General features: G+C 66.0%; 27 protein-coding genes. 10 read left to right on the top strand and 17 right to left on the bottom strand.

The window, feature by feature from the left end; translation table 11 throughout:
- Nucleotides 1–14 precede the first annotated feature (14 nt).
- The gene (locus CHEID_RS08050; RefSeq protein ID WP_112770064.1) at nucleotides 15–245 is read right to left on the bottom strand and encodes a DUF3107 domain-containing protein; all 231 of its coding nucleotides are present in this window, start codon (nucleotides 243–245) and stop codon (nucleotides 15–17) included.
- A 137-nt stretch (nucleotides 246–382) separates the two neighbouring features.
- On the opposite strand from CHEID_RS08050, the gene CHEID_RS08055 reads away from it, so the two are divergent.
- Nucleotides 383–1,642: a DEAD/DEAH box helicase gene (locus tag CHEID_RS08055; protein ID WP_112770074.1), complete on the top strand. Its 1,260-nt coding sequence runs from the start codon at nucleotides 383–385 to the stop codon at nucleotides 1,640–1,642.
- A 46-nt stretch (nucleotides 1,643–1,688) separates the two neighbouring features.
- Nucleotides 1,689–2,927 carry an Rv3212 family protein gene (locus CHEID_RS08060; protein WP_112770065.1) on the top strand — a complete coding sequence of 413 codons (1,239 nt, stop codon included), beginning with the start codon at nucleotides 1,689–1,691 and terminating at the stop codon, nucleotides 2,925–2,927.
- Here the strand turns inward: CHEID_RS08060 and CHEID_RS08065 are convergent.
- Nucleotides 2,924–3,349, bottom strand: a complete 426-nt coding sequence (locus CHEID_RS08065; RefSeq protein ID WP_273661057.1) for a hypothetical protein — start codon at nucleotides 3,347–3,349, stop codon at nucleotides 2,924–2,926. The genes CHEID_RS08060 and CHEID_RS08065 overlap by 4 nt on opposite strands.
- A gap of 417 nt (nucleotides 3,350–3,766) precedes the next feature.
- On the opposite strand from CHEID_RS08065, the gene CHEID_RS08070 reads away from it, so the two are divergent.
- Together CHEID_RS08070 and CHEID_RS10580 are read left to right on the top strand one after the other, a co-directional pair.
- Nucleotides 3,767–4,033, top strand: coding sequence for a WhiB family transcriptional regulator (locus tag CHEID_RS08070; protein ID WP_112770067.1), 267 nt, complete (start codon nucleotides 3,767–3,769; stop codon nucleotides 4,031–4,033).
- Nucleotides 4,034–4,126: 93 nt separating this feature from the next.
- Complete coding sequence (locus CHEID_RS10580; protein ID WP_099298023.1) at nucleotides 4,127–4,201, top strand: 50S ribosomal protein bL37; 75 nt, start codon at nucleotides 4,127–4,129, stop codon at nucleotides 4,199–4,201.
- A gap of 41 nt (nucleotides 4,202–4,242) precedes the next feature.
- Here the strand turns inward: CHEID_RS10580 and rsrA are convergent, their stop codons facing one another.
- The 3 genes from rsrA to CHEID_RS08085 are packed head-to-tail and all read right to left on the bottom strand — an operon-like array spanning nucleotide 4,243 to nucleotide 5,906.
- On the bottom strand, nucleotides 4,243–4,536 hold the full coding sequence (gene rsrA, locus CHEID_RS08075; RefSeq protein WP_112770068.1) for a mycothiol system anti-sigma-R factor: 294 nt from the start codon (nucleotides 4,534–4,536) through the stop codon (nucleotides 4,243–4,245).
- Nucleotides 4,537–4,540: 4 nt separating this feature from the next.
- On the bottom strand, nucleotides 4,541–5,188 hold the full coding sequence (locus tag CHEID_RS08080; RefSeq protein WP_273661059.1) for a sigma-70 family RNA polymerase sigma factor: 648 nt from the start codon (nucleotides 5,186–5,188) through the stop codon (nucleotides 4,541–4,543).
- Nucleotides 5,189–5,246: 58 nt separating this feature from the next.
- Nucleotides 5,247–5,906 (bottom strand): SOS response-associated peptidase, encoded by a 660-nt coding sequence (locus tag CHEID_RS08085; protein WP_112770070.1) that lies wholly within the window; start codon nucleotides 5,904–5,906, stop codon nucleotides 5,247–5,249.
- A gap of 49 nt (nucleotides 5,907–5,955) precedes the next feature.
- Between CHEID_RS08085 and aroA the strand changes: the two genes are divergently transcribed.
- Nucleotides 5,956–7,257 carry a 3-phosphoshikimate 1-carboxyvinyltransferase gene (gene aroA, locus CHEID_RS08090; RefSeq protein ID WP_112770075.1) on the top strand — a complete coding sequence of 434 codons (1,302 nt, stop codon included), beginning with the start codon at nucleotides 5,956–5,958 and terminating at the stop codon, nucleotides 7,255–7,257.
- A 2-nt stretch (nucleotides 7,258–7,259) separates the two neighbouring features.
- Nucleotides 7,260–8,258 (top strand): ribosome small subunit-dependent GTPase A, encoded by a 999-nt coding sequence (gene rsgA, locus CHEID_RS08095; protein ID WP_112770071.1) that lies wholly within the window; start codon nucleotides 7,260–7,262, stop codon nucleotides 8,256–8,258.
- Nucleotides 8,259–8,261: 3 nt separating this feature from the next.
- On the opposite strand, the gene CHEID_RS08100 is transcribed toward rsgA, so the two are convergent.
- Complete coding sequence (locus tag CHEID_RS08100; protein WP_112770072.1) at nucleotides 8,262–8,768, bottom strand: DUF6912 family protein; 507 nt, start codon at nucleotides 8,766–8,768, stop codon at nucleotides 8,262–8,264.
- A 2-nt stretch (nucleotides 8,769–8,770) separates the two neighbouring features.
- The gene (locus tag CHEID_RS08105) at nucleotides 8,771–9,181 is read right to left on the bottom strand and encodes an HAD family hydrolase (protein ID WP_112770073.1); all 411 of its coding nucleotides are present in this window, start codon (nucleotides 9,179–9,181) and stop codon (nucleotides 8,771–8,773) included.
- Between the two features lie 111 nt (nucleotides 9,182–9,292).
- On the opposite strand from CHEID_RS08105, the gene CHEID_RS08110 reads away from it, so the two are divergent.
- Entirely contained in the window at nucleotides 9,293–9,889 is a 597-nt protein-coding gene (locus CHEID_RS08110) for an Rv3235 family protein (RefSeq protein ID WP_273661060.1), read from the top strand.
- Here the strand turns inward: CHEID_RS08110 and secA are convergent.
- The 9 genes from secA to CHEID_RS08155 all read right to left on the bottom strand — a co-directional run bounded on the left by secA (nucleotide 9,886) and on the right by CHEID_RS08155 (nucleotide 21,040).
- Nucleotides 9,886–12,465 (bottom strand): preprotein translocase subunit SecA, encoded by a 2,580-nt coding sequence (gene secA / locus CHEID_RS08115; protein ID WP_112769983.1) that lies wholly within the window; start codon nucleotides 12,463–12,465, stop codon nucleotides 9,886–9,888. The genes CHEID_RS08110 and secA overlap by 4 nt on opposite strands.
- An 87-nt stretch (nucleotides 12,466–12,552) precedes the next feature.
- The gene (hpf, locus tag CHEID_RS08120) at nucleotides 12,553–13,227 is read right to left on the bottom strand and encodes a ribosome hibernation-promoting factor, HPF/YfiA family (protein WP_112769984.1); all 675 of its coding nucleotides are present in this window, start codon (nucleotides 13,225–13,227) and stop codon (nucleotides 12,553–12,555) included.
- Between the two features lie 192 nt (nucleotides 13,228–13,419).
- Nucleotides 13,420–14,115 carry a ComF family protein gene (locus CHEID_RS08125; RefSeq protein ID WP_112769985.1) on the bottom strand — a complete coding sequence of 232 codons (696 nt, stop codon included), beginning with the start codon at nucleotides 14,113–14,115 and terminating at the stop codon, nucleotides 13,420–13,422.
- Between the two features lie 30 nt (nucleotides 14,116–14,145).
- Entirely contained in the window at nucleotides 14,146–15,906 is a 1,761-nt protein-coding gene (lpqB, locus tag CHEID_RS08130; protein WP_112769986.1) for an MtrAB system accessory lipoprotein LpqB, read from the bottom strand.
- Entirely contained in the window at nucleotides 15,903–17,678 is a 1,776-nt protein-coding gene (gene mtrB / locus CHEID_RS08135; RefSeq protein ID WP_420536372.1) for an MtrAB system histidine kinase MtrB, read from the bottom strand. Before mtrB ends, lpqB begins: the two co-directional genes overlap by 4 nt.
- 3 nt (nucleotides 17,679–17,681) lie before the next feature.
- On the bottom strand, nucleotides 17,682–18,356 hold the full coding sequence (gene mtrA, locus CHEID_RS08140; protein ID WP_112769987.1) for an MtrAB system response regulator MtrA: 675 nt from the start codon (nucleotides 18,354–18,356) through the stop codon (nucleotides 17,682–17,684).
- Between the two features lie 9 nt (nucleotides 18,357–18,365).
- Nucleotides 18,366–19,073, bottom strand: coding sequence for a dTMP kinase (locus CHEID_RS08145; RefSeq protein WP_112769988.1), 708 nt, complete (start codon nucleotides 19,071–19,073; stop codon nucleotides 18,366–18,368).
- Nucleotide 19,074: 1 nt separating this feature from the next.
- The gene (gene ahcY, locus CHEID_RS08150; RefSeq protein WP_112769989.1) at nucleotides 19,075–20,565 is read right to left on the bottom strand and encodes an adenosylhomocysteinase; all 1,491 of its coding nucleotides are present in this window, start codon (nucleotides 20,563–20,565) and stop codon (nucleotides 19,075–19,077) included.
- A 100-nt stretch (nucleotides 20,566–20,665) separates the two neighbouring features.
- Nucleotides 20,666–21,040: a DUF4259 domain-containing protein gene (locus CHEID_RS08155; protein ID WP_112769990.1), complete on the bottom strand. Its 375-nt coding sequence runs from the start codon at nucleotides 21,038–21,040 to the stop codon at nucleotides 20,666–20,668.
- A gap of 327 nt (nucleotides 21,041–21,367) precedes the next feature.
- On the opposite strand from CHEID_RS08155, the gene CHEID_RS08160 reads away from it, so the two are divergent.
- From CHEID_RS08160 to CHEID_RS08170, 3 genes are all read left to right on the top strand, one after another.
- Nucleotides 21,368–22,078 carry a hypothetical protein gene (locus CHEID_RS08160; protein WP_273661061.1) on the top strand — a complete coding sequence of 237 codons (711 nt, stop codon included), beginning with the start codon at nucleotides 21,368–21,370 and terminating at the stop codon, nucleotides 22,076–22,078.
- Nucleotides 22,079–22,158: 80 nt separating this feature from the next.
- Nucleotides 22,159–23,553 (top strand): purine-cytosine permease family protein, encoded by a 1,395-nt coding sequence (locus CHEID_RS08165; RefSeq protein WP_238599434.1) that lies wholly within the window; start codon nucleotides 22,159–22,161, stop codon nucleotides 23,551–23,553.
- 53 nt (nucleotides 23,554–23,606) lie between these two features.
- Nucleotides 23,607–25,187 carry an amidohydrolase family protein gene (locus tag CHEID_RS08170; RefSeq protein ID WP_112770327.1) on the top strand — a complete coding sequence of 527 codons (1,581 nt, stop codon included), beginning with the start codon at nucleotides 23,607–23,609 and terminating at the stop codon, nucleotides 25,185–25,187.
- On the opposite strand, the gene CHEID_RS08175 is transcribed toward CHEID_RS08170, so the two are convergent.
- On the bottom strand, nucleotides 25,184–26,200 hold the full coding sequence (locus CHEID_RS08175; protein ID WP_273661062.1) for an HNH endonuclease signature motif containing protein: 1,017 nt from the start codon (nucleotides 26,198–26,200) through the stop codon (nucleotides 25,184–25,186). The genes CHEID_RS08170 and CHEID_RS08175 overlap by 4 nt on opposite strands.
- Nucleotides 26,201–26,634 lie beyond the last annotated feature (434 nt).

Genomic DNA, 26,634 nt, shown 5'->3' on the forward strand with positions numbered 1-26,634 from the left:
GAGGGTTTCCCGGATCAGATGAAGCCGACGGAGCGGCGTTCGGAGGTTCCGACCTCAATATAGGCGACCTGAGGGCGGGAGAGGATGAACTTGGAGCCCTTCGAATCCTCCAGGGTGGTCGTGGCATTGTTGTCCTCTGCCGCGGCGAGGAATTGTTCCAGCTGCGGCAGGATCTCCTCTTGGCTCTTGTCGCTGGTAATCAGCAACTCGCGCGGATTGTGCACCAAACCGATCTTGATCTGCATCAGCAGCTATCCATCCTTAGGGGGTTTTGTCCGTGCAGTAGTCTGACCATCATAACGATTAATTGTCTACTGGCTAACGAGGAGGCCCGGTGCGCAGTTCCGCCGCCCATTCCCCCCAGGGGCCGACGTTTACCCAGATGGGCGTGGCTGCGGAGATTGTGGACGCCCTGGCCGGGCACGGTATCCGCCACGCCTTCGCCATCCAGGAGCTGACTTTGCCCATCGCGTTGAAGGGGCAGGATGTCATCGGCCAAGCCCGCACGGGGATGGGCAAGACTTTGGGGTTCGGTATTCCCCTGCTGGATCGCGTGTTCGACGATGCGGGGATTACCGAGCTGGACGGCTCCGTGCGGGCACTGGTGGTTGTGCCGACGCGAGAGCTGTGCCTGCAGGTGGCCGGGGATCTGGAGATGGCCGCCGGGAACCTCGCGGTGGGCGGTCGGGCGGTGACCGTCACCCCCATCTACGGCGGCGTGGGCTTCGAGGCCCAGCAGCGGGCCCTGGATAACGGCAGCGATGTGGTCGTGGGTACCCCCGGGCGCCTCTTGGATCTGCACCGGCAAAAGATTTTGGATCTGTCCTTGGTGGAGATCACGGTGTTGGATGAGGCCGACGAGATGCTGGATCAGGGTTTCCTCGACGACGTGCAGGCCATCCTCGCGGCCACCAGCCCCCAGCGCCAGACGATGCTCTTCTCAGCAACGATGCCCGGCCCCATTGTCGCCCTGACCCGCAAATTCATGCGCCAGCCGGTGATGATCCAGGCCGACAGCGGGGCCACGGAGGCCACGCACAAGAGCACCCGGCAGATCGTTTTCCAGTCCCACAAATTGGATCGGATGTCCGCGCTGGCCCGGTTGCTGCAATCCCCGGGCCGGGGCCGCACGATCGTGTTTGCCCGCACGAAGCGGCAGGCGGCGTTCGTGGCCCAGGATCTCGCGGCGCTGGGTTTTCGGGTGGGCGCGGTGCACGGGGATATGCGGCAGCGGGACCGGGAGACGTCGCTGGCGCAGTTCCGCACCAATGAGGTGGACGTGATGGTCGCCACCGACGTGGCCGCCCGGGGGATCGATGTGCAGGAGGTGACGCATGTCGTGAACTACCAGGTGCCGGAGGACGAGCGCACCTATGTCCACCGGATCGGCCGGACGGGGCGGGCGGGCAAGTCCGGGATCGCGGTGACCCTGGTGGGCTGGGATGAGGTGACCCGGTGGAACGCCATCAACGACGCACTGGGCCTAGACCATGCGGATCCGCCGCAGTGGTTCTCCGCCAGCCCGGAGTTCCGGCAGACATTCGATCTTCCCGCAGGGGTCACGGATCGGGTGGGCCCGGCGCGAAAGGTGCAGGGGGCCCAGTCCGCTACGGCTCCGGCCCGGAAGTCCCACGCCAGATAGGTCTTTTTTCTTGTCGACGCCACCACCCCAGTGCCGGAAAACCGCCGTGCCACGGCCCGAACAGCGATCCGGGCGGGATATCCTCGCGACCCTGCTCATCCTTGCCCTAGCACTCCTCGCGGCCGGGGGTTGCTGGTGGTACAGCCAGGCCAGGGACGTGGAACACGAGCTGGCTTCCACCCCCGCCCCCGCGTCCGCGCCCCCCGCTACTGCCGTGCCCGAGCAGCTCCGGGCGCTGTGGGAGGCCCCGGATCGTTCGGCGCGCCTGACGACGACCACGTCGGGGGTGCTGACCGTCGCCGATAACCGTGCGGTCCTACGCGATCCCGAGGGCGGGCGGCAAGTGTGGAGCTATCGCCGGGAGCGCCCGATCTGCGGGACGGCGGCGGACTGGGAACGGGTGGTGCTCATCTTCCGCAGCCCCAAGGGGTGTTCGGAGGGCTTGAGCTTCACCGCCGGGACCGGGCAGTACGCCCACAGCCGGGATGCCCTGGGCTCCCCGGAGGTCTCGGTGTTTAGCAGCAACAACCACGTGGGGTTAATCTCCCCGCAGCGGGTGGAGCTGTGGCGTTCGGACCTGGTTCGCACGACGGAGGTGGGCAGCCAGGAAGCCCCGGCCCAGCCGGGCCAGCAACAACCCCACGGGGAGTGCGAGTTCACCTCGGCGGCCACCCGCAAGCAGCTCCTGGCGACGGTCCAGCAGTGCCCAGGCCAGCAGAACAAGTTGGTGCGCTTGCTCCACGCGGTTCCGGCGAAGGCGGATGTGCCGGAGAAGTATCACGAGTTCACCGTTCCCGCCGGTTCCGAGTTGGTGGCGATCGGCCAGGACAAGGCCGTGATTTACGTGCCCGGCAACGGGATCCGGGCCCGCGATGCCGAGGACGCCGTGGGCTCCCGATTCCAAATCCTGGGGGAAGATGGCCGGTTTAGCCAGGTCCCGGCCGATCCGACTTCCCTGGGAGCGCAGGAAGGCCTTCGGCAGCCGTGGACTGCGGATTTGCCGCATCACATGACGTGGTGGGATGGGTCCCGTCTGGTGGCTTTCCAGCCGGGGTCCATGGAACCGGTGTTCTCCGTGCCCGGGGCCATTGGTACTGGGGACACCGTGGCCGAGCGCCTCTTGGTGCCCGTCGCAGGGGGACTAGCAGTGGTGGATTGGTCGACCGGGGCGGTAGAGCGGACCATCCCGGTGGACCGATCCGGTTACGCGGGGCCGGTGGAGCTAAAGGTGGTGAACAACGTCATCGTGGAAAAGCGGGGCGATCGCGTCGTGGCGCTGGCCTAAATTTTGTGGCGCGTCGCGGCCCAGTCCACGGAGCGGGGATTAAACAGTAGGCCGAGCCCAACGATGGCGAACAATGCCGTGGGAACACCCAGGTGCAGGGCACCGGAGCGGAACATGTAGTAAGCCACGCCCAGCAAGCAAAGCTGGAAAAAAACGATGGGCCCGCGCCCCCAGAAGCTGCCGCGGTAGAGGAAGACCCCGGCGGCTAGGACGGCCCCGCAGACGAAGAAGAACCACAGGGCGGTGCCGTAGCCGCTGATCTTGGCGCCGGGATCGTGGAAGCCCTGGGCTTCGCGGATCACGAGGAAGATGCCGAAGAGGACGCCCGCGAGGCCCTCGAGTATGCCGAGAATGCCCGCCCAGCGAACGGGCGGCGGCGGGGTGGCGGCGGGGCGGGGGGTGCTGGAAGACCTCGGGCTCATGGTTTAGGCAGTCTACCCCCGGTATCGAAACGGCCAGCAATAGTGAGCTTGGTCACACTTTTAACGCGGCCCTAGCAACCCCGAAACATCCGTGCAATACTTCTCCGAGTAGCCAAAAGGGGACAGCGCATCCGGTTTGCCGGATGCTCTTTCCATGCCCGGAAGTGGTCTTGACGAGACCTCAACCGAATCGGTGCCCACGACTGACACCACGTCTGGCCGCCTGGGACCGGGCTTGCTGGTAAGGCTCGTTCGCAATTCGAATCCTTCATCACCGGCTCTGTGAGCTGGCGGATCCATTCGATGGTTACACCATAACCCATGCGGGCGGGAAAGGCCTTATCGCACCGTCACACCCACTTCACCGGCTCTGCACGGAGCCACAACTGCTGCACGCCGCTAGAAAGGATCACCACAATGGATTGGCGCCACAAAGCTGTCTGTCGCGACGAGGACCCCGAACTATTCTTCCCGGTCGGTAACTCCGGCCCCGCTCTGGCTCAGATTGCCAAGGCCAAGCTGGTCTGCAACCGTTGCCCCGTGACCTCCCAGTGCCTTGCCTGGGCCATCGAGTCCGGCCAGGATGCCGGCGTGTGGGGCGGCATGTCCGAAGACGAGCGCCGCGCGCTGAAGCGTCGCAACAACCGCGGCCGCTCCCGCACCCGCACTCGCGCTACGGTCTAACCGACTGCGCGTTTTTGGGGCCACCCGGCACCCACGTTAAAATCCCGAGAAGCGTATTCTCAGTAGCCCCCAAAACCGTCAAGGAGACGCCCGATGAGCAAGCGTGGCCGTAAGCGCAAGGATCGCCGGAAGAAGAAGGCCAATCACGGCCGTCGCCCGAACTCCTAAAGAACAAAACCCGCCGACAGCATCGGCGGGTTTTTTCATGCTTACTCGCGGTATTCGTAGCGCACTCGCAACTGGGCGCGGATCCGCGAATGCAACTCCTGCGGCGCGGTCTCGTTGCAGGTAGAGCGTAATAGCTGCCGCACCGCCATCTCGATCCCTAGCATCTCCAAGCACTCGGGGCACTTATCCACATGGTGTTGCAGTAGGGCGCGCAGATTCTCGTCGCAGCCGCCATCCACATACTCGTAGAGAACGTCCATGAGGTTGGAACAGTCGGACCTCGTCGGGTCCACCGAGGAGAGGTAGGCGCCATCATCGTGCTTGTCAGTTGCCATTGTTCTATCCCTCACGTGTCCTCGTAGTTTCGGGACCCACCGACTGAGGTTCCCGCTTGGTACCCGCCCCCACAGTGCCAATGCCGTGTTCCGCTGCCACGTCTTTCAGAGCCGCGCGCAATTGCTTCCGGCCGCGGTGCAGCCTACTCATCACGGTGCCAATGGGGGTATCCATGATCTCCGCGATCTCCTTGTAGGGCAGGCCCTCCACATCCGCGTAGTAGACCACCATGCGGTAGTCCTCGCTGAGGTCCATCAAAGCCTGCTGGATCCGCACGTCCGGGATGTGCTTGAGGGCTTCCACCTCCGCAGATTCCAACCCCGTGGAGTGGTGGGAGGCGCTCTCGGCCAACTGCCAATCGGCAACGTCCTCCGTGGGCGCCTCCACCGGTCGCCGCTGGGCCTTACGGTAACCGTTGATGTAGGTGTTTGTCAGGATGCGGTACATCCACGCCTTCAAGTTCGTCCCGGGGCGAAACGAACGGAAGGCCTGATAGGCCTTCATGTAGGCGTCCTGCACCAGATCTTGGGCATCGGCCGGGTTACGGGTCATGCGCAACGCCGCGCCGTAGAGCTGATCCAGCAGCGGCAGCGCGTCTGCTTCGAACCGGGCCAGCAACTCCGCGTCGCTGTCCTCGGTCCGCCTAGTCATAGTCGGAGCCATCGCTCTCCTCTCGTGCATTCCACACCAACGCCACGCGGGCCGCGCGTTATTCCGGCTCCAGCAGCTCCGGGCCGTTATTGGCCACGTTACCCACCGCCCGCGAAACCTTTTGACTCTCTAGCTGCGGCCAGTGCTGGGCCCCCGGGCGCGCCGCAAGCTGCGCTACTGTTGTGGGCGTCCCCAATAACCATTCCGCGGCCTCATCCTCCTCGCCTTCCAACAGGACCCGAGGCATCCGATGATGCAGCCAGGCCATGTCCTCCGGCGCCGCGGTGGTCACAATCGTGCCGTACAACTGCCCCGCGATGAGCTTGCACATTCCCGCCACCAACAGCGGCTCGCCATCGGAAGAGGAGGTGAACCAGGGTTGCTTGGCGGCGCCGTCGGCCGTCCACTCGTACCAGCCATCCATGACGAACAGGCACGGGCGGGACCCGCGGAACAGGGGCTTGCTCAGCACTGTCTCCCCGCGGGCATTGAACACCGTCTTCGGGGGATAACCCCACCGGGCCGGGCCAATCGTCGGCCGCTGACGGAAGGGCCGCACGATCGGCACCACATGAGAGGGAGCCACGTTGTAATTCGGCCGCCACATCCCGGAACCGGACTGCTCCCCCACCACCGGCACCTCGGCGCTGCCCAACCGCCGGGACAACAGCGGGCGAACATCGTCGATTTCCGAAAACAGCACATAGCGGCCACACATAACAGCCCATTATCCCGAAGCCGCCGCCACAGGTGGAACAATGGTTTCCATGTCTAACGAATTGTGGTCCGCGCCGGTCGCCGGAGCCCCGGTCACCGCGAACGTGAGCATCCCGGGATCCAAGTCCATGACAAACCGGGCGCTCATCCTCGCCGCCCTCGCCGCCGGGCAGACCTCCACCATCACCGGCGCGCTCCACAGCCGCGATACCCAGTTGATGATGGACGCGCTGCGCACCCTCGGCGTGCACATCACCGAGGAGGGAAGCACGCTCCGCGTCATCGCTCCGGAGGCATTTACCGGCGGCGAAATCCACTGCGGTTTGGCCGGGACCGTCATGCGCTTCGTCCCGCCCCTCGCGGCGCTTGCCGCAGGCACCGTGAGCTTCGACGGCGACGAGCAGGCCCGCCACCGGCCCATGAAGACAACCCTGGATTCCCTCCGCGCGCTCGGCGTGGAGGTAACCACCGCCACCCAGGCCGAGGCCCTACCCTTCAGCCTGCGCAACTCCCGGGAGCACCCGGAGGTGCCCGGCGGCGAGGTGCGCATCGATGCCTCTGCGTCCTCCCAGTTCGTCTCCGGGCTGCTGCTCGCCGGGGCCCGCTACCGGGATGGGGTCACCGTTATCCATGAGGGCACCGCGCTGCCCAGCCAACCCCATGTGGAAATGACTGTGCACATGCTCCGGGAGGCCGGGGTGGATGTGCAGTGCAGCTTTAACCGCTGGGAGGCGGCGCCGGGCCCCGTGGCCGGGCGCACCTGGCACATCGAACCGGACCTCTCCAACGCCACCCCCTTCATGGCCGCCGCGGCAGTGACAGGCGGACAGGTGCGCATCGCCGAATGGCCGCAGAGCACCACCCAGCCGGGCGATCAATTCCGCACCATCCTGGAGGACATGGGTGCCCGTGCGGAGTACTGCGCCGACACCTGCGAACTACTGGTCCAGGCCCCTCAGTCCGACGGCCCCCAGCTGCGCGGCATCACGTGGGACATGCACGACATCGGGGAGTTGACCCCCACCGTCGCCGCCCTCGCGGCCCTGGCCAGCACGCCCAGCCACCTCTACGGCATCGCCCACCTGCGCGGCCACGAGACCAACCGCCTGGCCGCCCTGGCCCGCAACATCAACCGCCTTGGCGGGCGCGCCATCGAAACCGACGATGGCATCACCATCGAACCCGCCCCACTCACCGGGGGAATCTGGGAATCCTACGCGGACCACCGGATGGCCACGGCGGGGGCCATCATCGGCCTGGCCGTTCCCGGGATCCAAGTGGAGGACATCGACACCACCGCCAAAACCCTGCCGGGCTTCCGCTCCATGTGGTCCCGGCTGCTGGAGGGCTAGCAATGGCGGCACGAACCCGCAGAAGCTGGGACGAGACGGACGTTCGCATCCGCCCCGGCAAGGGCTCCCGGCCCCGCACGAAGGACCGCCCCGCCCACAAGGACGCCCAATTCGGCCTCGTCGTGTCCAAAGACCGCGGCCGCTGGGGGGTGGTCCTGGACACGGCGACGATCACCTGCATGCGGGCCCGCGAGCTGGGGCGCACCCCCATCGTGGTGGGGGACCGAGTGGGCGTGGTGGGGGATACTTCCGGGGCCGAGGGCACCCTGGCCCGCATCGTCAAGGTGGAGGACCGCCGCAGCGTGCTGCGCCGCACCGCCGACGACACGGACCCCTACGAGCGGGTGGTGGTGGCCAACGCGGACAAGCTGCTCATCGTCACCGCCGTGGCGGACCCGCCGCCGCGGGCCGGTTTTGTGGAGCGCGCCCTCGTGGCCGCCTTTGTGGGGGGCCTGACCCCCGTGTTGTGCCTAACTAAGTCGGACCTCGCGGACCCGAGCGAGTTCGCCGCGGAATTCCAGGACCTGGACGTGCGGGTCCTGCGCACGGGCATCGACGACGACCTGGAGGAGCTGCGCGCCGAGATCACCCCCGGCATCTCCGCCCTACTCGGCCACTCCGGCGTGGGCAAGTCCACGCTGGTCAACCGGCTCGTGCCGGATGCCGATCGGGAGACCGGCGAAGTCTCCCAAGTGGGCAAGGGGCGGCACACCTCCACGCAGTCCGTGGCGCTGCGCCTGCCCGAGGGGGACGGCTGGATCATCGACACCCCCGGGATCCGCAGCTTCGGCCTCGCCCACGTGGATCCCGCGACCGTCGTGGGCGTGTTCGAGGACCTCTCCGCCCTGGCCGAGGCCTGCCCCCGGGGCTGCACCCACCTGGGTCCCCCGGCCGATCCGGAGTGCGCGCTGGACACGGCCACCGGCGCCACGGCCCGCCGCGTCCTGGCGGTGCGGAAGTTGTTGGCGGCCCTGCGCTCCAACAACGAATGGGAGATGTGATCCCTACAGCAGCTCTAGCAGGAAGGGCAGTTCCTTTGCGTCGTACCAGGACATGAGGTTGTCCTCGGCATTCCCGAGGGTGATCTCCGCGTCCTCGTCGCCGAGGTCCGCAGCATCCACGATTTCGATGGCCGCGCGCGTGTCCGCCTCCGCATCGGCATCGTCCACGTGAATGGCCGCGAGCTGCTCGGCCCGCAGTACCGGGGGATCCAGCCGCACGACGGACTCGCCGTCCTCGGGGGCGAAGGTGATCGCGGCATCGTCCACATCCGCGCTCATCACCACCCGCCGGTGGGGAAACCGCTCCTCCGCCTCGGCGGACAACAGCCGCAGGGAGGCCCGGGCGGCGTCCAGGAAGGCGGTGTAGGCCAGCTCTTCCTCATCTCCCCCGGTGTAGAACTCCCGGACCGCCGGGGTGAGGGCGAAGGCCACGGCGCTGCGCACGGGCATCGCGCCGCTGCTGTGGAGCACGGCGAGCATGTCGAAGGTCCCCGGAATGTAGATCCGCAAGGTCAGAACTCACCGTCCAAGTCGAACAGGTTGGTGATCTCCACAACGGCCCGATCGAATTGTTGGTAGTAGACCCCGATCAGCCCCGCTTCCACGGCGCCCTTGATGTTCACGATGGAATCGTCCACCAGCACCAGCTCGGTCCGGCCCAGTTCTAGCCGCTCGGCGACGATGTCGAAGACCTCCTGGCTGGGCTTCTCCGCGCCCACTTCGCCAGAGAGGATCACATCATCCACCAGGCCGTTCTTCTGCCAGGCGCGGATCGGCGCGGCGTTGGGTCCACCCTCATCGTTGGACAGGATGGCGGTGGAGACGCCGTCCGCCTTCGCCGCTTCCAGCAGCTTCTTCCACCGTCGGCGGTCTTCCTCGGCTCCGTCCAGCACGCCGCAATAATCCACAATGAGTCCACGCATGTTTCACATTCTGCCAAATCTTCGGTTCGAAAAGGCAGCGCGCTGCCCGGTGGGTTTTGCTAAGCTCCTGAACAGCTATCCGGGGGGAAAAGATAAGGGGGATTTTTGACAATGACGTCTGGCACCGGGGTGCTGGGGGCCGAGCGGTCCGGGGATGTCTCGATGGGGGAGGACGCCACCGACAGGGCGTGTGCTGCCCTCCCCGGATTCACCTACTTGCGTCGGCCGCGGGGCGGGATAGGGCGGGGCGGCATGGTACCGGCCCCCATCTACACCGACTGCACGACGGCGAAACGCTCGCCCCTGCCACCTCCGGCACCGGGGCACGTCGCCCGCCTGGTTCAGGTGTGGTTGGAGGCCTGGGATGGCCACCGGGCCCCGGCGAGTTTGCGCAAGGGGCCCTTCGCGGGCGAGATCATCGAGCGCCTCATTCTGCAGCGGGAACTGGCGGCCCGGAACGCTGGGGCCACTCCGCGGCGGCAATCTGGCGCGAGCGTGGTGAGCGTGCGCGTGCAGGCCCCCGCCCACCGCACTGCCGCCCCCAAGGTGCCCTTTTGCGCGTCCGTGCGCCGGGGGTCCCGCATCCGGGCGGTTGCCGGGTATCTGCAGTTCTATCGGCCGCGGCGCCAGCAGAGCCACGCCGGGGGGCTCTATGGTCCCCGGCGGGCGCCCTCGGGGTGGGTGATGACCTCCGTGCGCCTGATCTAGGCGCCCTGGGTGGTCTGCTGCTCGTCTACGGCCGGGTCGTTCACCGTCACGGAGTGGGCCCGCTGCAGCTGCTTGCGGGTGAGGAAGAGCTGGCGGACCGTCTCCTCCTTGATCCCGTCCTTCATCCGGTTGAACATGTCCCCGCCCTCGCGCTGGTACTCCACCAGCGGATCGCGCTGCGCCATGGCCCGCAGGCCAATGCCCTCCTTGAGGTAGTCCATCTCGTAGAGGTGCTCGCGCCACTTCTGGTCCACAACGCTCAGCAGGGTGGCCCGCTCCATGCCGCGCATCTGCTCCTCGCCGGCGATGGAGCTCACCGCCTCCTCCAGCTCGTCATACTGGTCGTTGGCATCCTTCACGAGCGCATCCAGTAGCTGGCCGGAGGACAGCTCCCCCTTCGCGCCGTATTCCGTGCCCTCCACCAGCTCTTCGTGGCTGAAGGAGGGGCCGTAGAGGGACTCCAGGGCGTGCCACAGCTCGTCCAAGTCCCAGTCCTCCACGTAACCCTCGCGGGTGGCCCCGTCCACGTACGCGGCGATCGTGTCCTCTAACATCCCGCGAATCTGGGTCTCCACGTCCTCCCCCTCGAGGATCTGCCGCCGCTCGCGGTAGATGACCTTGCGCTGCTCGTTCATCACCTCGTCGTACTTCAACACGTTCTTGCGCATCTCGAAGTTCGCGCCCTCCACCTGGGCTTGGGCGTTCTTGATGGCGTTGGAGACCATCTTCGAGTCGATGGCCTCGTGGTCGGGGATGTTGAGCCGCGTCATCATCGCTTCCATGGTCTGGCCCACGAAGCGGGTGATGAGGTCGTCGCGCATGGAAAGGTAGAAGCGGGTTTCCCCGGGATCCCCCTGGCGAGCGGAGCGCCCGCGGAGCTGGTTATCGATGCGGCGGGACTCGTGGCGCTCGGTGCCCAGCACGTACAGCCCGCCGGCTTCGATGACCTTCTCCGCTTCTTCCTTGCTGGCCTTTCGAGCAGCACTGACCTCGGCGTCCCAGGCCTCCTCGTATTCCTCGGGAGTCTCCACCGGGTCCAGCCCCCGCTTGCGCAGGTTGATGTCCGCGATGATGTCCGGGTTGCCGCCGAGCACGATATCTGTACCACGGCCGGCCATGTTCGTGGCCACGGTCACGGCTCCCACTCGCCCGGCCTGGGCGACGATCTGGGCCTCCTGCTCGTGGTACTTCGCGTTGAGCACGTTGTGCTTGATCCCACGCCGCTGCAGCAGCCGGGAAAGGTATTCGGATCGCTCGACGGAGGTGGTACCGACCAGCACGGGCTGGCCCTTTTCCACCCGCTCGGCAATGTCGTCTGCGGCAGCCTCGAACTTGGCCTCCTGGGTCTTATACACCAGGTCCACGTGGTCGATGCGCTGGTTGGGCTTGTTCGTGGGGATGGCCGCCACGTCCAGCTTGTAGGTCTGCTTGAGCTCGGAGGCTTCCGTCTCGGCGGTACCGGTCATCCCGGCCAGCTTGTCGTACAGGCGGAAGTAGTTCTGCAGGGTGACGGTGGCCAGCGTCTGGTTCTCGTTTTTGATCTCAACGTGCTCTTTGGCCTCAATGGCCTGGTGGATGCCCTCGTTGTAACGCCGGCCGTCCAGGATGCGCCCCGTAAACTCGTCGACAATGAGCACCTCTCCATTGCGCACGATGTAGTCCTTGTCCCGGGTGAACAGCTCCTTGGCCTTGATGGCGTTGTTCAGGTAGCTCACCAACTGGGAGTGCTCGGGGGCATAGAGGTTCTCGATGCCGAGGTGATCCTCAACGAACTCCACGCCCTCCTCTTTGACACCGATGGTCTTCTTGCGCTCGTCCACTTCGTAGTGGATGTCCCGGGTCATCTTGGGCGCAATTGCCGCGAAGGCGGAGAACCACTGGGAAGAGCCGTCAACGGGCCCGGAGATGATCAACGGGGTGCGGGCCTCGTCGATCAGGATTGAGTCCACCTCGTCCACGATGGCGTAGTTGTGGCCGCGCTGAACCAGGTCGTGGACGTTGTGCGCCATGTTGTCGCGCAGGTAGTCGAAGCCGAACTCGTTGTTCGTGCCGTAGGTGATGTCCGCGTTGTAGGCGGTGCGCCGCTGCTCGGGGGACTTGCCCGCGAGGATTACGTCGGTGCTCAGCCCCAGGAAGCGGTGGACGCGCCCCATCCATTCGGCATCGCGCTTGGCCAGGTAGTCGTTGACGGTCACGACGTGCACGCCTTTGCCCGCCAGCGCGTTGAGGTAGGCGGGGAGCACACACGTCAAGGTCTTGCCCTCGCCGGTCTTCATCTCCGCCACGTAACCGAAGTGCAGGCCCGCGCCACCGATGATCTGTACCCGGTAGTGCTTCTGCCCGAGCACGCGCCAGGATGCCTCGCGGGCGGTGGCGAAGGCCTCGAGGAGCACGTCGTCTAGGCTTTCGCCGTCCTCCTGGACGCGGGTGCGCAGCTCCTCGGTCTTGTCCGCGAGTTCCTGGTCGCTCAGCTCGGCGTACTCGTCCTCGAGGTCGATGACCTTGTCTGCGATGGCTCCGAGCCGCTTGACGGCACGGCCTTCACCCATCCGGAGAAGTTTGTTCAGTCCTAGCACGTGTCTCGCTCATCCTTGTTGGCGGTTGATGGGGCCTATTAGGGCCCCTGTGTTGTCTAGCTAGCCAACGCTACAGTGTAGCGGGCGCTAGCCCTCCTTCAACGCGATGAGACCGTAATCGTAGGCGTGGCGGCGGTACACCACGGAGGGGCGCCCGGAGTCCTTGTTCATGAACAGGTAGAAGTCGTGGCCCACGAGCTCCATCTCGCTGAGTGCCTCGTCCACCGTCATGGGGGTGGCCTGGTGCTCCTTGGTGCGCACGATTTGACCGGGTCGGTACTGATCGGCGTACTCGTCCACGTCGTACTTGCCGGGCTTCTCCTGCTCTTCCGGCTTGGCCTGTTCCACGAGCGCGGCGGTGGCCTCCCCCACGGAGATGGGGGCTCGGTGCCCGGAGCGGGCGATCTTGCGACGCGCCTTGACCTTGCGCAGCGAGCGCTCCATCCGGCCGATGGCCACTTCCAGGGCGGCGTAGAAGCTGTCCTCCTTGGCTTCGGCGCGGGCGATGTGTCCCTTGCCGGTGGCGGTGATCTGGATGCGGTCCGATTCATCGGAGCGCCGCGGGTTGGGTTCGTGGAGCAACTCGACGTGGAAGTACCTCAGGGTGGGGTCCAGGCGCTCGATCTTGGCCAGTTTGGTGTTCACGCGGTCGGCGAAGTGCTCCGGGACCTCCACGTTGCGGCCGGTGATCTCTACCTGGGCCTCTGGGGTCAGGTTCTCCTCCGGCGCTGCGAAGTGGGCCTTGGTGTTCGCGCTCGACATGCTCTACCTCCCGGTCTTGGTCACCGGCAGCGGGAGTGCGGGATTGCCCACCGCCAACCGGTGATGCGTGTTCCACGCTCATTCTATCCACCGCCGTCCCCGGGGTGGTTGCCAATCCCTAACCCCGGTGCCATATTCGGGCCACTTTGCGGTCACCGGTTATTCATGTCGGTTCTTTTTTAGGACGCCACCTCACGCGGCCGCGATCACCAGCCCCGCGCGGACCCGCACTCCCCGGGTCGCGAGGTGAAGACAGAACTGGCCCAGGGTGGCCGTCGTCGTGGCAACGTCGTCCACGGCGATGACACTCGCTCCCCTGCGGATGAGGCGGCGCAGCTCGCGCGCCGCGTTGGCGTCCACAAGAAGATTCCGGGCGACATTCTCCCTGCGCTGCGCACGGGACAATCCCACCGAATCCACGGCCTTCTCCGCCAACCGGCCGGCGGGCACGACCGCTACCCGGGGCGCCAAGGCGGCGCAGGCACCGGCCGCGCGCGTGACCACGTCCCCGCCGCGCGCCCGCGCCGAGCTGCGTCGGGTGGGCGCGGGAACCAGGACCACCGGCTCCTGCCGCCCACTGGGCACGAGTCCCCCGGCGGCGAGGTAGTCCAGGGCTCCCAAGTACATCCGGCCCATAATCTCCGCGGCCTCCGCCCGCAGGCGCTCCTTCGCGGCGAGCACGAGCATGCGGTGGGCCCCACCGTAGGGCCCGCAGGCGTAGATGGGGATGGGCATCGTAGGGGCGAATACCCGGCGCGGGGCCGCCGCTAACCGGCAGGCACAACGCTCGCATAGGGCTTCCCCCGGGCCCCACTCCACGATGCGCCCGCAGCACACGCAATCCGTTCGCCACAGCAGCCCCGCCGCCGCTTGCCACAAGGACCCCATGTCTTACCCGCACCCCCCTCCCCTTGGAGACTAGTAGGCGAACACGGGCACGGCTCGCTGGCCCTGCAGGGTAGGTTCCTCGCGCCAGAAGCGGGTCTCGGCCTCCGCGCTGTCGATCTGCATGAGGGCGCGGCTGTCCGTGGCGTAGGTGACGGTGCCCACGGACGCGACCGCCACCACCGGGGCCGTGAGGTTCCTGCTGGTCATCTGCGTGGCCACGGATCCGTCGGCGGCGATGGTCCACACGGGGGCGTCGCTGGCGCGGGTGCCCACCACCACGGTGTTGTCCGTGCGCCAGCCCGCGGAGACGGCGCTATCCCCGAGGGGCACCCCGATCTCCACGGGACGGCCCATCACCGTGCGGCCGTTGCCGTTGTCCTCCAACACGCTGATGTAGACCCGCCCGTTGACGAGCAGCACGGCGCGGGCGCCATCCGGGGAAACCTGGAAGACGCTGATGCGGCCCTCCCCCGCGTCGTTTCCGGCGGTGCTGGAGATGCCGATGGAACCCAGGGCGGACGTGTCGATCTCCGTGGGGGAGATTTCACCGGTGGTGGCAGAGCGGGTGAAGCGCATGATGCGGCGCCCATCCGCGACGGTGTAGAGGGCCGCGCTGTTGGAGCCCCAGGAGGGGCGGGTGAGGGAACCGGCCTGGATCGCCTCCACCGGTTGATTGTCGGCGCGCCCCACCATGAGTTTGCGCCGCTCTGCCCCGGCCTCGCTGACCACGGCAAACACGGATTCCTGGGGGGCCACGGCGGCCGATTCGACGTTCTCCGTGGCCAGCCACCCCTCCACGCGCTGGGCACTGCCGTTTTGCACCTCCTGCACCGAGCCGTTGACCACCGCGCGCAGCGGCATGGCCACTTCCCGGCGGGGGTCGAACTGGGAGACGTCGTTGACGGTCCAGGGGTTGCCCACGGCTTCGGTGAGGGGGGCACCGTCGGCGGTGATGGAGTAGGGCCCGCGCACGTCGTTCGTGGCCAGCGTCCACACCACCTGCGCGGCCAGCAGTTCCCGGTCTCGTGCCTGGAGCTCGGTGAGTCCGGTGAAGTCCACCGAGAATCCTCCGCCATCCGGCACGGAGGTTTGCACTGTGGCCCCGGCGGGGATGTAGGACTTCACTCCCTTCGCGAGGATGGACTGCGGGCCGGTGGCCAACAGGGACACGAGGGAGGAGCCGAGGGATTGCTGCCGGTTGTAGACCCAGCGGCGGTCCGGGACGAGGGCATCCAGCTTCGGTTCGACGAAGTAGATGTTGCGGGCATCGTAGGCCTCGGTGAAGTCCGCCCGATCCAGCAGCACACCATCGCGGAGGTTGTCCACGCGCCACTGCCCGTCCACCCGGACCATCTGGTAGCTGGTCTCGTAGGCGGTGTATTCGGGGTTGTACACGCCGCCGGGCCCCAGCGTTCCCACGACGTTGCCGCGCACCCGGTAGGTGATCCGGCCGTCCTGGGCTGCGCCCTCCGAGGTGATATCGATGCGGTCCAGGATGAGGGTGTCCTGGCCGGAGTCCCACTGCTTCTCCGCGGCGGGGGTGAGGAACTTCCGGGCGGCCTGGTAGTTGCCCAAGGGGTGGGCGCTGGCCCGAAAGAAGTTGCGCAGCAGCAGGTCGGAGGCCTCATCCTTGGTGGGGGTGATGACGTTGTTGCTGTCCGGGGTCGGCGCGTAGGAGCTGACGGCTTCCGGCGCCGAGTCCCCAGGCAGCGTGGTGCAACCCGCGGTCGTGAGGGACAGTGCGGTGATGGCGGCGGTGATGGCCGCGGTTGGTCGCCGTGATTTACTCATTGGTCGCCTCCTGCTGGACTGTCCCCGAACGCCTCGATGGCCAGGGCAACGGGGGGTTTGCCAATGGGTTGGCCCACCTCCCGGGGCAGCGTCAGCCGGAAGCAGGAGCCCACGCCGTATTCCCCGACGGCTTCTAGTTGCCCGCCGTGCAGCAGGGCATCCTGCAACGCGATCGCCAGGCCCAAGCCGGTACCTCCGGTGCGGCGTTCGCGGGAGGGATCGGACCGCCAGAAGCGGTTGAACACCATATCCTCCTCGCCGGGCTTGAGGCCCACCCCGTGGTCCACCACAGCAATGGCCACAGCGGTATCGCTGGTGCCTAAGGTGACATTGACGGGGCGCCCCTCGGAGTGGTCCACGGCGTTGGCCAGGAGGTTGCGCAGGATGCGCTCCACCCGCCGGGAATCGATCTGTGCGGGAACGGGTTCAGGGGGCAGGTCGATGGCGAAGTCCACGTGCATCTCCTCCGCGATGGCCCGGACTTGCTCCAGGGTGGAACGCACCACCCCCCGTACGTCCACGACCTCTGCGGAGAGGTTGGCCTGGCCCGCGTCGTGCCGCGAGATTTCCAGTAGGTCCCCGAGGAGCGATTCAAAGCGGTCGAGTTCGCGGTTCATCAACTGGGAGGCGCGGGCGGTGACTGGGTCTAGTTCCTCGGCATTGTCCTGGATGAGATCGGCGGCCATCCGCACGGTGGTCAGCGGGGTGCGCAGCTCGTGGGAGACGTCCGAGGTGAACTGTTTCTGCAGGCTGCCGAACTCTTCCAAGTTGCGGATTTGGGTGGAGATGGATTCCGCCATCTCGTTGAAGCTAATCGCCAGCTTTGCCACCTCGTCCTGGCCGTCCACGACCATCCGCTCCCGCAGGTGCCCCGAGGAGAAGCGCTCAGCGATGCGCGAGGCGCTGCGCACCGGGACGGTCAACTGTTGGGAAAACACCCAGGCGATGACGACCAGCAGCACCAGCAGCACGATGCCCCCGGCTAGCAACAGCCCGCGCATGAGCGTGAGGGTCTGCTCCTCCTGGGTGAGGGGCATGACCAGGTAGAGCTCGAGGCCTGGGATATCGCTGGAGACGGGACTACCCACAATGAGCGCTTTGAAGGACCCGCCCGGCTGATTCACCGTGGTGTACTGGAAGGACACCTGCCCTTGCTGCACGAAGTGGCGCAGACCGGCGGGCACGCTGAAGTTTTCCGGCACGGAAACCTCCCCGCCGGAGGAATCCTGGGCGATGAGCACGGGCTCGAAGACTGCGGCGGCCCCCTGTTCCACGCCGGTGTTGCGGTCGGCAAGTACGGCGCGGGCAGAGGACAGCCGGACGGCCAGGGGGTTGGAAGTATCTGTGGCGGCGATCTGCTCCTCCACCGCCGTGCGGGCCCGGTCGATCTCCTCCACGGAGGTGGTGTACTTCGCGTTGAGTAGCTGCTGGCCCACGAAGCTGGTCAGCACCAACCCGAGGGCCATGATCACCAGCAGGGAGGACAGAAACACGCTGCCGATCACGCGCACCTGAATGGAGGTGCGCCATTGCTGCACGAAGTAGGCCCAGCCCTGTTTAAGGGCCGTAATGGGGTGCCGTAGCGCAAGGCCGAGGAGATGCGTGGGCCCCTCCGTTTTCGCCGGGGTCTCCGGGGTGGGTCCCTGGGCTGGGGAACCTCCCGATTCCGCGCGCAGGGCCCGGCGCCGGGCAGCGGCGATGGCCCCGCGCACGGGGATGAGCCCCTGCCGCGGGTTGTCCGCTTTCTCCTCCGCTACTTCCGGCGTGCTCACCGGCTACTCGCCCGTCTTGTATCCGATGCCGCGCACGGTCTGGATGATGCGGGGATCGTCCGGGTCCACCTCGATTTTGGCCCGCAGGCGCTGGATGTGAACGTTGACCAGCCGGGTGTCGCCGGACTTGCGGTAGCCCCACACCTGCTCCAACAGCTCCTCGCGGGAGAAGACCTGCCGGGGCCGCGAGGCCATCGTCACTAACAGCTCGAATTCGATGGGGGTGAGGGCAATCTCCACCCCGTTGCGGCTGACCTGGTGGCCGGAGACGTCGATGCGAACATCCCCCACCTGCAGCGTGTCGGGGCGCTCCTCCGGGTTACGGCGCAGCCGCGCCCGGACCCGGGCAACCAGCTCCTTGGGTTTGAAGGGCTTGTGGATGTAATCGTCCGCCCCGGATTCCAGGCCCAACACTACGTCCACGGTGTCCGTGCGGGCGGTGAGCATCACGATGGGCACGGTGGATTCTTCCCGTATCTCCCGGCAGACGTCGATGCCGTTGAGCCCGGGCAGCATGACGTCTAGCAGGATGAGGTCCGGATGGTTCTCGCGGGCCGCTGCGACCGCCGAGTTGCCATCGCCAACAACGATCGTGCGGAAGCCTTCGCTCTCCAGCACGATGGTAAGCATTTCCGAGATTGCGGGATCGTCATCGACCACCAGGATTGTTGCTGACATGTTCCTCATTCAATCATGGGTGTGGGACATGCCCGCAGCGCGTTCGATGGCGTCCGCAATCTCCCGAGCTCGCCGCTGCACATCCCCATCGCCGGATTCGGCAATCATCCACGGTCCGCACCACTCGGCGGCGGCCAGCCCCGCATAGGCGGCGGCGGTGAGTTCCTGCAGGGTGGCGTTGGATTCGTAGGCATCGAGGCGGCGGCTCTCGTCCACTCTCTCCCGCCAGCGGGCCCGCTGCCCGGCCAGCTCCGGGCTTGCGCTGACCAGCACAGTGAGATCCGGCACGGGAATGCCCAGCCGGTCGAATTCGAGTTCCGCCACCCAGTGCACGACGGGCAGCTCCCCCGCCCTGCGGCGCAACTGCTCGGCCGCAGTATCGGCGCCGGTCGCGGCCCGCGCTGCGGAGTAGGCGGCATTGGAGGCCACGTATCGGTCCAGCAGCACCACGTATCCGTCCTCGCTCAACTGCGCGAGCTCCTCGGCGACCTCCGCCCGATCTAGGGCGAAGAGCGTGGCCATGCCGTGGATGGACCCGGTGAGATCCCCCATCTCGTGGCGCAGGGCCGCCGCGGCCATTTGGGCGTGGATGGACTCCTCATAACGGGGGAAGGTTCCCGTGGCCACGGGCAGCTCGCGGCCAATGAGCTTCCCCTCTACCGCCCTGACCAGGGTGTTCTTGCCTGCCCCGTCGATGCCCTCGAATGCGACGATCATGCTAGTAGCGGTAGTGCTCCGGCTTGTAGGGACCGGCCACATCCACGCCGATGTACTCGGCCTGCTCCTTGGTGAGCGTGGTCATCTTCCCGCCGAGGGCGTCCACGTGGATGCGCGCGACCTTCTCGTCCAGGATCTTTGGCAGCCGGTACACCTCCTTGCCGTACTGCTCGGCCTTGGTGAACAGCTCGATCTGGGCGATCGTCTGGTCCGCGAAGGAGGTAGACATCACGAAGGAGGGGTGGCCCGTAGCATTGCCCAGGTTCAATAGCCGCCCCTCGGAGAGCACGATGATGCTCACGGGGGTGCCCGCGGCGGAGGGGAAGGTGAATTCGTCGACCTGGGGTTTGATGTTCACGCGGGTGACATCGTCGCGGTGCAGCAGCGAGGCCATGTCGATTTCGTTGTCGAAGTGGCCGATGTTGCCAAGCACCGCGTGGTCCTTCATGCGCTGCATCTGCTCGAAGGTGATGATGCCCAGGTTGCCAGTGGCGGTGATCACGATGTCCGCCCCGGCGATCGCGTCGTCCACCGTGACCACCTCGAACCCGTCCATGAGGGCCTGCAGCGCGTTGATGGGATCGGCCTCCGTGACCTTCACCCGGGCCCCCTGCCCGGCGAAGGCCTCAGCGCATCCCTTACCCACATCTCCGTAGCCGCAGACCAGCACGGACTTGCCCCCGATCAGCATGTCCGTGGCGCGGTTGATCCCGTCCAGGAGGGAATGGCGGGTCCCGTAGCGGTTGTCGAACTTGGACTTGGTCACCGCGTCGTTGACGTTCATCGCGGGGAAGGGCAGTTGGCCCTGCTCGGCGAAGTGGTAGAGGCGGTGCACCCCGGTGGTGGTCTCCTCCGTCACCCCCCGCACTTGGCTTGCGGTTCGGCCCCACGTTTCCCTATCCAGCTCGTAGACCCGGGCGAGCATGCCCAGAAAGGCGCGGTGTTCGTCGGAATCCTGCGCGTCCGGCTCCGGCACCATTCCGGCGCGTTCGTACTCGGCCCCCTTGATCACGGCCATGGTGGCGTCCCCGCCGTCGTCCAGGATCATGTTTGCGCTGATGGGCTGCCCATCTTCGCCGACGCCCCAGTCGAAGACCTGCTGCAGGCACCACCAGTATTCCTCCAGGGTCTCCCCCTTCCACGCGAACACGGGCACCCCCTTGGGGTTCTCCGGGGTGCCGGAACCCACAACCACCGCCGCCGCAGCCTCGTCCTGGGTGGAGAAGATGTTGCAGGAGGCCCAGCGAACCTCGGCCCCGAGGGCGGTGAGTGTTTCGATGAGCACCGCCGTCTGCACCGTCATATGGATGGAACCGGCGATCCGGGCGCCCGCCAGCGGCTGCTCTTCCCGGTATTCCTCCCGCAATTGCACCAACCCGGGCATCTCGTATTCCGCGAGCCGGATCTGATGGCGGCCGGATTCGGCCAGGCCCAGGTCGCGGACTTTGTAACTGAGCTCACCGTGCCGGTCGGGTTCGGGGGTCTGTGCCATTGCGCCTCTTTGTTTTGTGGGGAATATGCTTATGGACGCCCGGTTCCTGGCGTCCGAAAAGAATGGATCCAATGAGAAGAATCAACGGCCCCCTACCCTACTAGCTGACGGCCTCCACGTAGGTCTCCAGACCCTCCACCAGGTTGTCCTCGCCCTGGGCTTCGAATTCGGCTTCGAGGAGCTGAAAAGCGGCCTGTTGCAGGGTTTCGGGGCAGTCGCCGATGTACTCCCGGACGAAAGGATGAGCCTCGGTGACCGCGGTAGAGGAGAAGGGGGCACCGCACCACACGGCGGCGATGCTGGCTGCGCACAACCCCTGGGCGTAATCCACATCCCCACGGCTGGCCTGTTTGAGGGCGATGGTGATCGCGTCCTCTAGGGCCTCGTGCAGATCAGTTTCGTCCAGGTCCACGAGATCGTCGAGGAAGTCCACGTTGTCCTCGCCCGTGAAAACCTGCTCATCCCAGCTGCTCATGATTTTCCCGCCTTCTCCTATTTCTATGGTGTTTGATATGGGTCCGTGTTTGATGCGGCTCCGTGTTTGATGTGGGTCTGGGACCACCGAGCACAAGCTGCTTGATTTTGAGAGTAACCCTTTTGACGGCGGAGTTTCCCTCCCCCCGTCCGCGTGCGTCGCGGAGCACGGATGTCCTGCATCGTGCTATCCTGCTGCTGGCCATCCGTGACCTATCCGTGATAAAAGTTGCTGTATCGACAGGTCGTTGAACAGCATATCTGCGTGTCAAGGGTCACACATTGTAACGAAATGAGATCTAGCTAACCGGGAGGAGGAGACGCCGCGATGTCCCAGGACCACAGCGCCCGAGACACTGACCGCGAGACCGCGACCGCGGCCTCCGCTGCCCTGCACCCCACGACCGCCAAGCACACACGCACTGGTTCACGCCTCGTTGCCGGGTTTGCCGCCGGTGGTCTCCTGCTCGCTGGACTCGTTGGTGGGTGGACGTGGCAGAGCGCCAGCAGTCCGATCCACACTCGCCCCTCCTCCATCTCCGAGTCGGCCGCTCCCGGGGTGCAAGCGGAGGGACCCACGGGGAGCGCCCCCGCCACGGCCGTCCCCCAGGATCCGCGCGGTGAGGACAGCGACCCGGGCACCGGCGCACCCGCCCGGCACGAAGCCCAGGTTCCCCAGGACTCCCGCAACGTTCAGTTGTCGGAACGCGACCCCTACCTGCCGCCGAACTCCTGGAACGGCAACGGTGGGCCTGTTCGGCCCACCGCCACTGTCGTCGTCGAGCCGAGCGCACCCGTCGCGCGCCCGCAGGCTAGCCCCGTGAACACTGTGGAGCCGGAAACTAGCAGCCCTGCCCCGGAGGAGACCACCCCCTCCCCCACCCGGCCACCGGCGACCACAGCGCCGCCCGCCACCTCCGCGCCCGGCTCCGCCGGCGAAGACACACGGCCCACCAAGGAGCCCGTTGCCACCGAGCCGTCCGCGCTCGTGGACACCCGGCCCACCCAAACGCCACAGGACGTCGAGCCCTCCCAGTAGAGGCAGAACGGCGGAAGCAAAACGGTAGAAGCAAAACAACGGTAATCCGGTCGAAACGCCGACGCCTTAAGTTGGGCGGGGTGAATACCCCTCATGGCTATCTTGGGCCAATCCCCGAACAGCACCGGCACCGTGATGTTCGCAGCCAATTCTGGATCTGGGCCGGGGCCAACATCGCCCCGATCAATTGGGTTCTGGGAGCCCTCGGCGTAACCATGGGGTTACCCCTGTGGGAAACAGTCGCCGTTCTCCTGGTGGGCAATGCCATCGGCATGGCCATCTTCGGGTACTTCGTTGTTCTCGGGCAGCGCACGGGGGTAACCGGAATGGTTCTCTCCCGAGCCGTCTTCGGGCGCAAGGGGGCCTACCTACCTGCGGCGATTCAAGCCATGCTGTGCGCGGGGTGGTGCGCTGTGAACACCTGGATCGTGCTGGACCTCGTGGTGACGCTGTTGCAGACCATCGGCTGGGTGGGGCCCGGGACAAACCTCGTTGCGGTTAAGAGCGCGGTAGCTCTGGCGCTGATGGTGGTGCAGGTCGGCATCTCGTGGCTAGGATACCGAGCCATCACTGCGTTCGAACGATGGACTGTCCCGCCCACCATCGCCATTCTGGTGATCATGAGTGCCGTCGCATGGTTCAAGCTGCCGGTGAACTGGGCCGCAGGTATTGGCGTCCACAATTTCTGGTCGACTGAGCACCTATCGGCCGTGACCGGCGTGATGACCGCAATCGGAATCGGCTGGGGCATAACCTGGCTGACGTACGCTGGGGATTACTCGCGATTCATCTCCGCCGACGCCTCGCCGAGGCGGCTGTACCTCGCTTCCGTCAGCGGACAATCTGTGCCCGTCGTTTGGCTGGGAACGCTGGGAGCCAGCCTGGCGACCATCTCGCAAACCACCGACCCGGGGCAACTTATCGCGGAGGCCTATGGGTCCCTGGCGGTGGTGATCCTGCTGCTGGTGCTTCATGGGCCAATCGCTACGAACATTCTGAACGTGTACACATTCTCGGTGGCCGCGAAGGCTCTGGATGTGCGGCTGCCGCGCCAGGTGCTGGCGATTGCCGTTGGGGTGGTTGCGATGGGTGCGGTGGAGCTGTTTGTCCTGTTCGGCGAATTCGGCGAAACGATCGATGGATTCCTGGTGAGCGTGGTGGCGTGGGTTTCCCCGTGGGCGGCGATCGTTGTGGTCCATTGGGAATGTGTGGCTCGAAAGCGGATCGATGCAGAGGCGCTGGATACCCCCGTTGCGGCTACGACGCTGCCGCTGTTTCGGTGGGGAGCGCTTGGGGCGTTACTGCTGGGGATGGGGGCGACCTGGTTATGTCTGTACGCGCCGCTACCGTGGTTCCAGGGGCCCGTGGCCTCCGCCTTGGGTGGCATCGACCTGTCCTGGCTGGCTGGCTCGGCGGTGGCGGGAGGTACGTATTGGACGATTAGTCGTTCGGGGGAGGCGGGGATTAGGCGGTAAGAGACGGGGAGTACGCCGTAAGAGACGGCAGCAATGAAGGGAAAGGCACGGACATGACAGAGCGCAATCTGCACCGCAGTGATGGACGGTTGGCGGGAGGCGGGGGTGCGTTTTTCATCGATTCACCCACCGTTATCGCCGTAGATAAGCAACATGGAACCACCCCGTTCACCACATCGCTCCGGATAGCAGGCGGACAGATCGCCGAGATGGGGACAGACCTGCGACCGCTACCTGGGGAGACCGTTATTAGCGGTAAGAATCGTCTTGTCACTCCCGGGCAGGTCAATGCGCACACCCACAACTGGGAGGCGTTTTGGAGGGGCACACAGGACAACCTCCCGCTCGAACTGTGGATGCTGATGTGCTACCCCCTTTTGGGCACCGAACCGCTGGCTCCAGAGATGGTTCGTCTACGGGCCCTGCTTCTGGCCACGGAGTCACTGAAGTCCGGGGTTACTACCGTGGTGGATGACGCCTACGAGTTGCCCACCCAGCGCCTGGATCACCTTGCTGCGGAGTTCGCCGCCTACAGTCAGGCCGGGATTCGGGCAAACGTTTCCGGACAGATCAGCGATATTCCATTCCTGGACACCATGCCTTTCGCGCGAGACTATCTGGCTCCTGAGGTGCAGCGACTTGCCGATGATTGTTCAGTGCTAAGCAGTTCGGATTATCTGCGGTTCGCCCAGGAGGCGATTGCTTCCTTCGACGGGAGCGGCGAGGATGAGCGGCTTCGGTTCATGCTCGGCCCTTCAGCTCCTCAGCGTTGCACCGCCGAGCTGCTAATTGGGTGCGGTGAGCTAGCTGCGGAACACGATCTGGAGTTCCATACCCATGTCTTGGAGACCCGCACGCAGAGGGTCCATGCGGACCGGGATTTCAACGGGTCCTTCATCGAATGGTTCGAGCAGCTTGGCATTCTCAGTCCGCGCCTTACGCTCGCTCATGGGGTATGGTTGCGGCCCGCTGAGCTGGAGCTCCTCAGTGAAAATGGTTGCTCCATTGCCCATAACCCCCTGTCCAACATGAAGCTGGGTTCCGGGCTCCTACCGTGGTCGCAGGTGCGGCGGAGCGGCATCAATCTCGCCCTGGGAACCGACGGGGTGTGCTCTTCGGACACGCACCGACTGTCCGAGGTCATGAAGTCCGCCGCGTTGGTTCACAAGATCACTAGTGATGACCCCGAGGAATGGCCGACAGCTGGCGAGGTGATCGAAGCCGCGACCCTCGGCGGGGCGCGCTCGGCTCGCCTTGGGCACAAGGTCGGATCCCTCGAGCCCGGCAAGAGCGCCGACCTCGTCATCTACGACCTGGACACGCTCGCCTTCTGTCCGCGCCAGGACGTGTCTAAGCAGTTGATTTACAGCGAAAACGGGTCCTCGATACGCCAGGTGATGGTCGCCGGGCGGATGGTGGTGGAAGATGGCGAGACCGTCTTGGTGGACGAGGCCGAGCTTCGACGGGACATCGCGGAGATCACCCCGTGGTTGCACCGCTGGCAGGCGGAAGCCCAGAGGGCCAATGAAGTCTTCTTAGAGGGGTTCTGGAAGCAGTACCGACACGCTGTTCGCAGATGGTCGGGCTCCATGTGTTCCCCTTGGCACTCGCCACATGAGTGGAGGCGGCCTTAGGCGTACGGGGAGTTGCCGTCGTTCGGTGAGCGTGGGTGTGTGGCCCGCGTGCCCTGGGTGGGTGCGGGTGTGGGTGGGTGGTGTGGGGTTGGAAGGGGGGGTTCGTTGTCGGGTGGGGGTTTGAGTTGGTTGTTGCGGTCGGTGAGTATTCTCGCGCGGTTGGTGGCCCGGTGGGTGAACGATGCTCGGCGTAGCGGCCCGCCGGGTTCGGTGATGATGACGTGCCCGTCGCCGTGGCTGGTCCATGCTTGGGTGCCGTCACCGGCCATGGTGACGTCCCAGTGGCCGGAGGTTTTCACCCGGTGGTGGAACGCGCAGAGGCATGGCAGGTTCCCGGTCACCGACGGGCCCCCACCGGTGGGGGTGGTGTGGTCGAACCGGGTGATGTGGTCGATCTGGCATTCGGCGGCGTCCACGCCGCAGCTGGACAACCGGCAGGTCCCGTCCCGGCCGGTGACCATCGCCCGCACCGCGTCGCTGGGCGCGTACCCGCGGGTGTAGGCCCACCCCACAGCCCGGGTGTGGGTGATCCTGGGCACCCACCGGGCGCGTTGGGTGTCGGTCAGCCCGGCGGTGGCGGTGGATAACTGCTGGGGGTTACTGCGCGGGGCGTAGAGGTTGACGGTCACCGAGGTGGTCAACTGCCCGCGGATCAGGGCGATAAGCGCCTCGGCGGTGGTGGTGTTCTCGTCGCGGGTGTCGATCGACAAGGTCCCCGCCGAAGGTGGTGGGGTGGGGACCTCGTCGGTGTCGGTGGGCCGGGCTGGGGGGGAGATCTCGGCGATGATGGCCTGCACCCGCCGGTGGACACACCGCACGGCGGGTACGGCTTGGCATGCCCGGGTGGGGGTGAGCACCTTGGTGGCGATGGTGGTGTCCACCTTCTGGCGGTGGGCTGGTGGCACGGCGAGGAGGTCGTCGGCTAGGCGGGTGGCGATATCGCTGATGACCACCTCCGGGTCGTCCGGGGCGCACACCTGGGCGGTGGCGAGGTGCTGGCGGTTGCCGGTCACCGCGTGCACGCTCAACGCGTCGGTGGGATCACAAACCCGCCACGACGGCCCCGGCAATGGTGGTGGTTGGTGTGCTGGTGGTGGTTGGTGTGTGGGGTGGGTTTTTGCCGGTGTGATGTTGGGTTGGGGGGGTTGGGGGGCATGGGGCCGGTAAAAACGGCTGGGTGGGGTGGGGTCGCAGGTGGGTTGGTGTGGGTGTTCGATCGGATAGTTTTTCGATTACCCAGCCGGTGGGGTGTGGCGGCAGGGGTGTGGCGGCGCGGGGATGCGGAGGTGCCACAGGCAACAGGCAGCGGTAGTGGTTGGTGGCACCGCTCCCGGGCCGGTGGTGCGGGTGAAGCGCGCCGCTGTTGGCGTCCGGAATCTTCCCGACGGATCCCGCGCGGCGGCTGCACATCTGCGAAATTAACAGCGCCGAAATACAAGGAAATGAA

Source organism: Corynebacterium heidelbergense (genome assembly GCF_028609845.1).
Classification (GTDB): Bacteria; Actinomycetota; Actinomycetes; order Mycobacteriales; family Mycobacteriaceae; genus Corynebacterium; species Corynebacterium heidelbergense.

What these genes read in the sequence shown, in the direction of transcription:
- CHEID_RS08110 (WP_273661060.1), top strand. Translation starts at nt 9,293, where the DNA reads ATGACGTCTGGCACCGGGGTGCTGGGGGCCGAGCGGTCCGGGGATGTC.
- aroA (WP_112770075.1), top strand. Translation starts at nt 5,956, where the DNA reads ATGTCTAACGAATTGTGGTCCGCGCCGGTCGCCGGAGCCCCGGTCACC.
- rsgA (WP_112770071.1), top strand. Translation starts at nt 7,260, where the DNA reads ATGGCGGCACGAACCCGCAGAAGCTGGGACGAGACGGACGTTCGCATC.
- CHEID_RS08160 (WP_273661061.1), top strand. Translation starts at nt 21,368, where the DNA reads ATGTCCCAGGACCACAGCGCCCGAGACACTGACCGCGAGACCGCGACC.
- CHEID_RS08050 (WP_112770064.1), bottom strand. Translation starts at nt 245, where the DNA reads ATGCAGATCAAGATCGGTTTGGTGCACAATCCGCGCGAGTTGCTGATT.
- CHEID_RS08145 (WP_112769988.1), bottom strand. Translation starts at nt 19,073, where the DNA reads ATGATCGTCGCATTCGAGGGCATCGACGGGGCAGGCAAGAACACCCTG.
- CHEID_RS08085 (WP_112770070.1), bottom strand. Translation starts at nt 5,906, where the DNA reads ATGTGTGGCCGCTATGTGCTGTTTTCGGAAATCGACGATGTTCGCCCG.
- CHEID_RS08070 (WP_112770067.1), top strand. Translation starts at nt 3,767, where the DNA reads ATGGATTGGCGCCACAAAGCTGTCTGTCGCGACGAGGACCCCGAACTA.
- rsrA (WP_112770068.1), bottom strand. Translation starts at nt 4,536, where the DNA reads ATGGCAACTGACAAGCACGATGATGGCGCCTACCTCTCCTCGGTGGAC.
- CHEID_RS08055 (WP_112770074.1), top strand. Translation starts at nt 383, where the DNA reads ATGGGCGTGGCTGCGGAGATTGTGGACGCCCTGGCCGGGCACGGTATC.
- hpf (WP_112769984.1), bottom strand. Translation starts at nt 13,227, where the DNA reads ATGTCGAGCGCGAACACCAAGGCCCACTTCGCAGCGCCGGAGGAGAAC.
- CHEID_RS08080 (WP_273661059.1), bottom strand. Translation starts at nt 5,188, where the DNA reads ATGACTAGGCGGACCGAGGACAGCGACGCGGAGTTGCTGGCCCGGTTC.
- CHEID_RS08155 (WP_112769990.1), bottom strand. Translation starts at nt 21,040, where the DNA reads ATGAGCAGCTGGGATGAGCAGGTTTTCACGGGCGAGGACAACGTGGAC.
- CHEID_RS08170 (WP_112770327.1), top strand. Translation starts at nt 23,607, where the DNA reads ATGACAGAGCGCAATCTGCACCGCAGTGATGGACGGTTGGCGGGAGGC.
- CHEID_RS08125 (WP_112769985.1), bottom strand. Translation starts at nt 14,115, where the DNA reads ATGGGGTCCTTGTGGCAAGCGGCGGCGGGGCTGCTGTGGCGAACGGAT.
- CHEID_RS08065 (WP_273661057.1), bottom strand. Translation starts at nt 3,349, where the DNA reads ATGAGCCCGAGGTCTTCCAGCACCCCCCGCCCCGCCGCCACCCCGCCG.
- mtrA (WP_112769987.1), bottom strand. Translation starts at nt 18,356, where the DNA reads ATGTCAGCAACAATCCTGGTGGTCGATGACGATCCCGCAATCTCGGAA.
- CHEID_RS08105 (WP_112770073.1), bottom strand. Translation starts at nt 9,181, where the DNA reads ATGCGTGGACTCATTGTGGATTATTGCGGCGTGCTGGACGGAGCCGAG.
- lpqB (WP_112769986.1), bottom strand. Translation starts at nt 15,906, where the DNA reads ATGAGTAAATCACGGCGACCAACCGCGGCCATCACCGCCGCCATCACC.
- ahcY (WP_112769989.1), bottom strand. Translation starts at nt 20,565, where the DNA reads ATGGCACAGACCCCCGAACCCGACCGGCACGGTGAGCTCAGTTACAAA.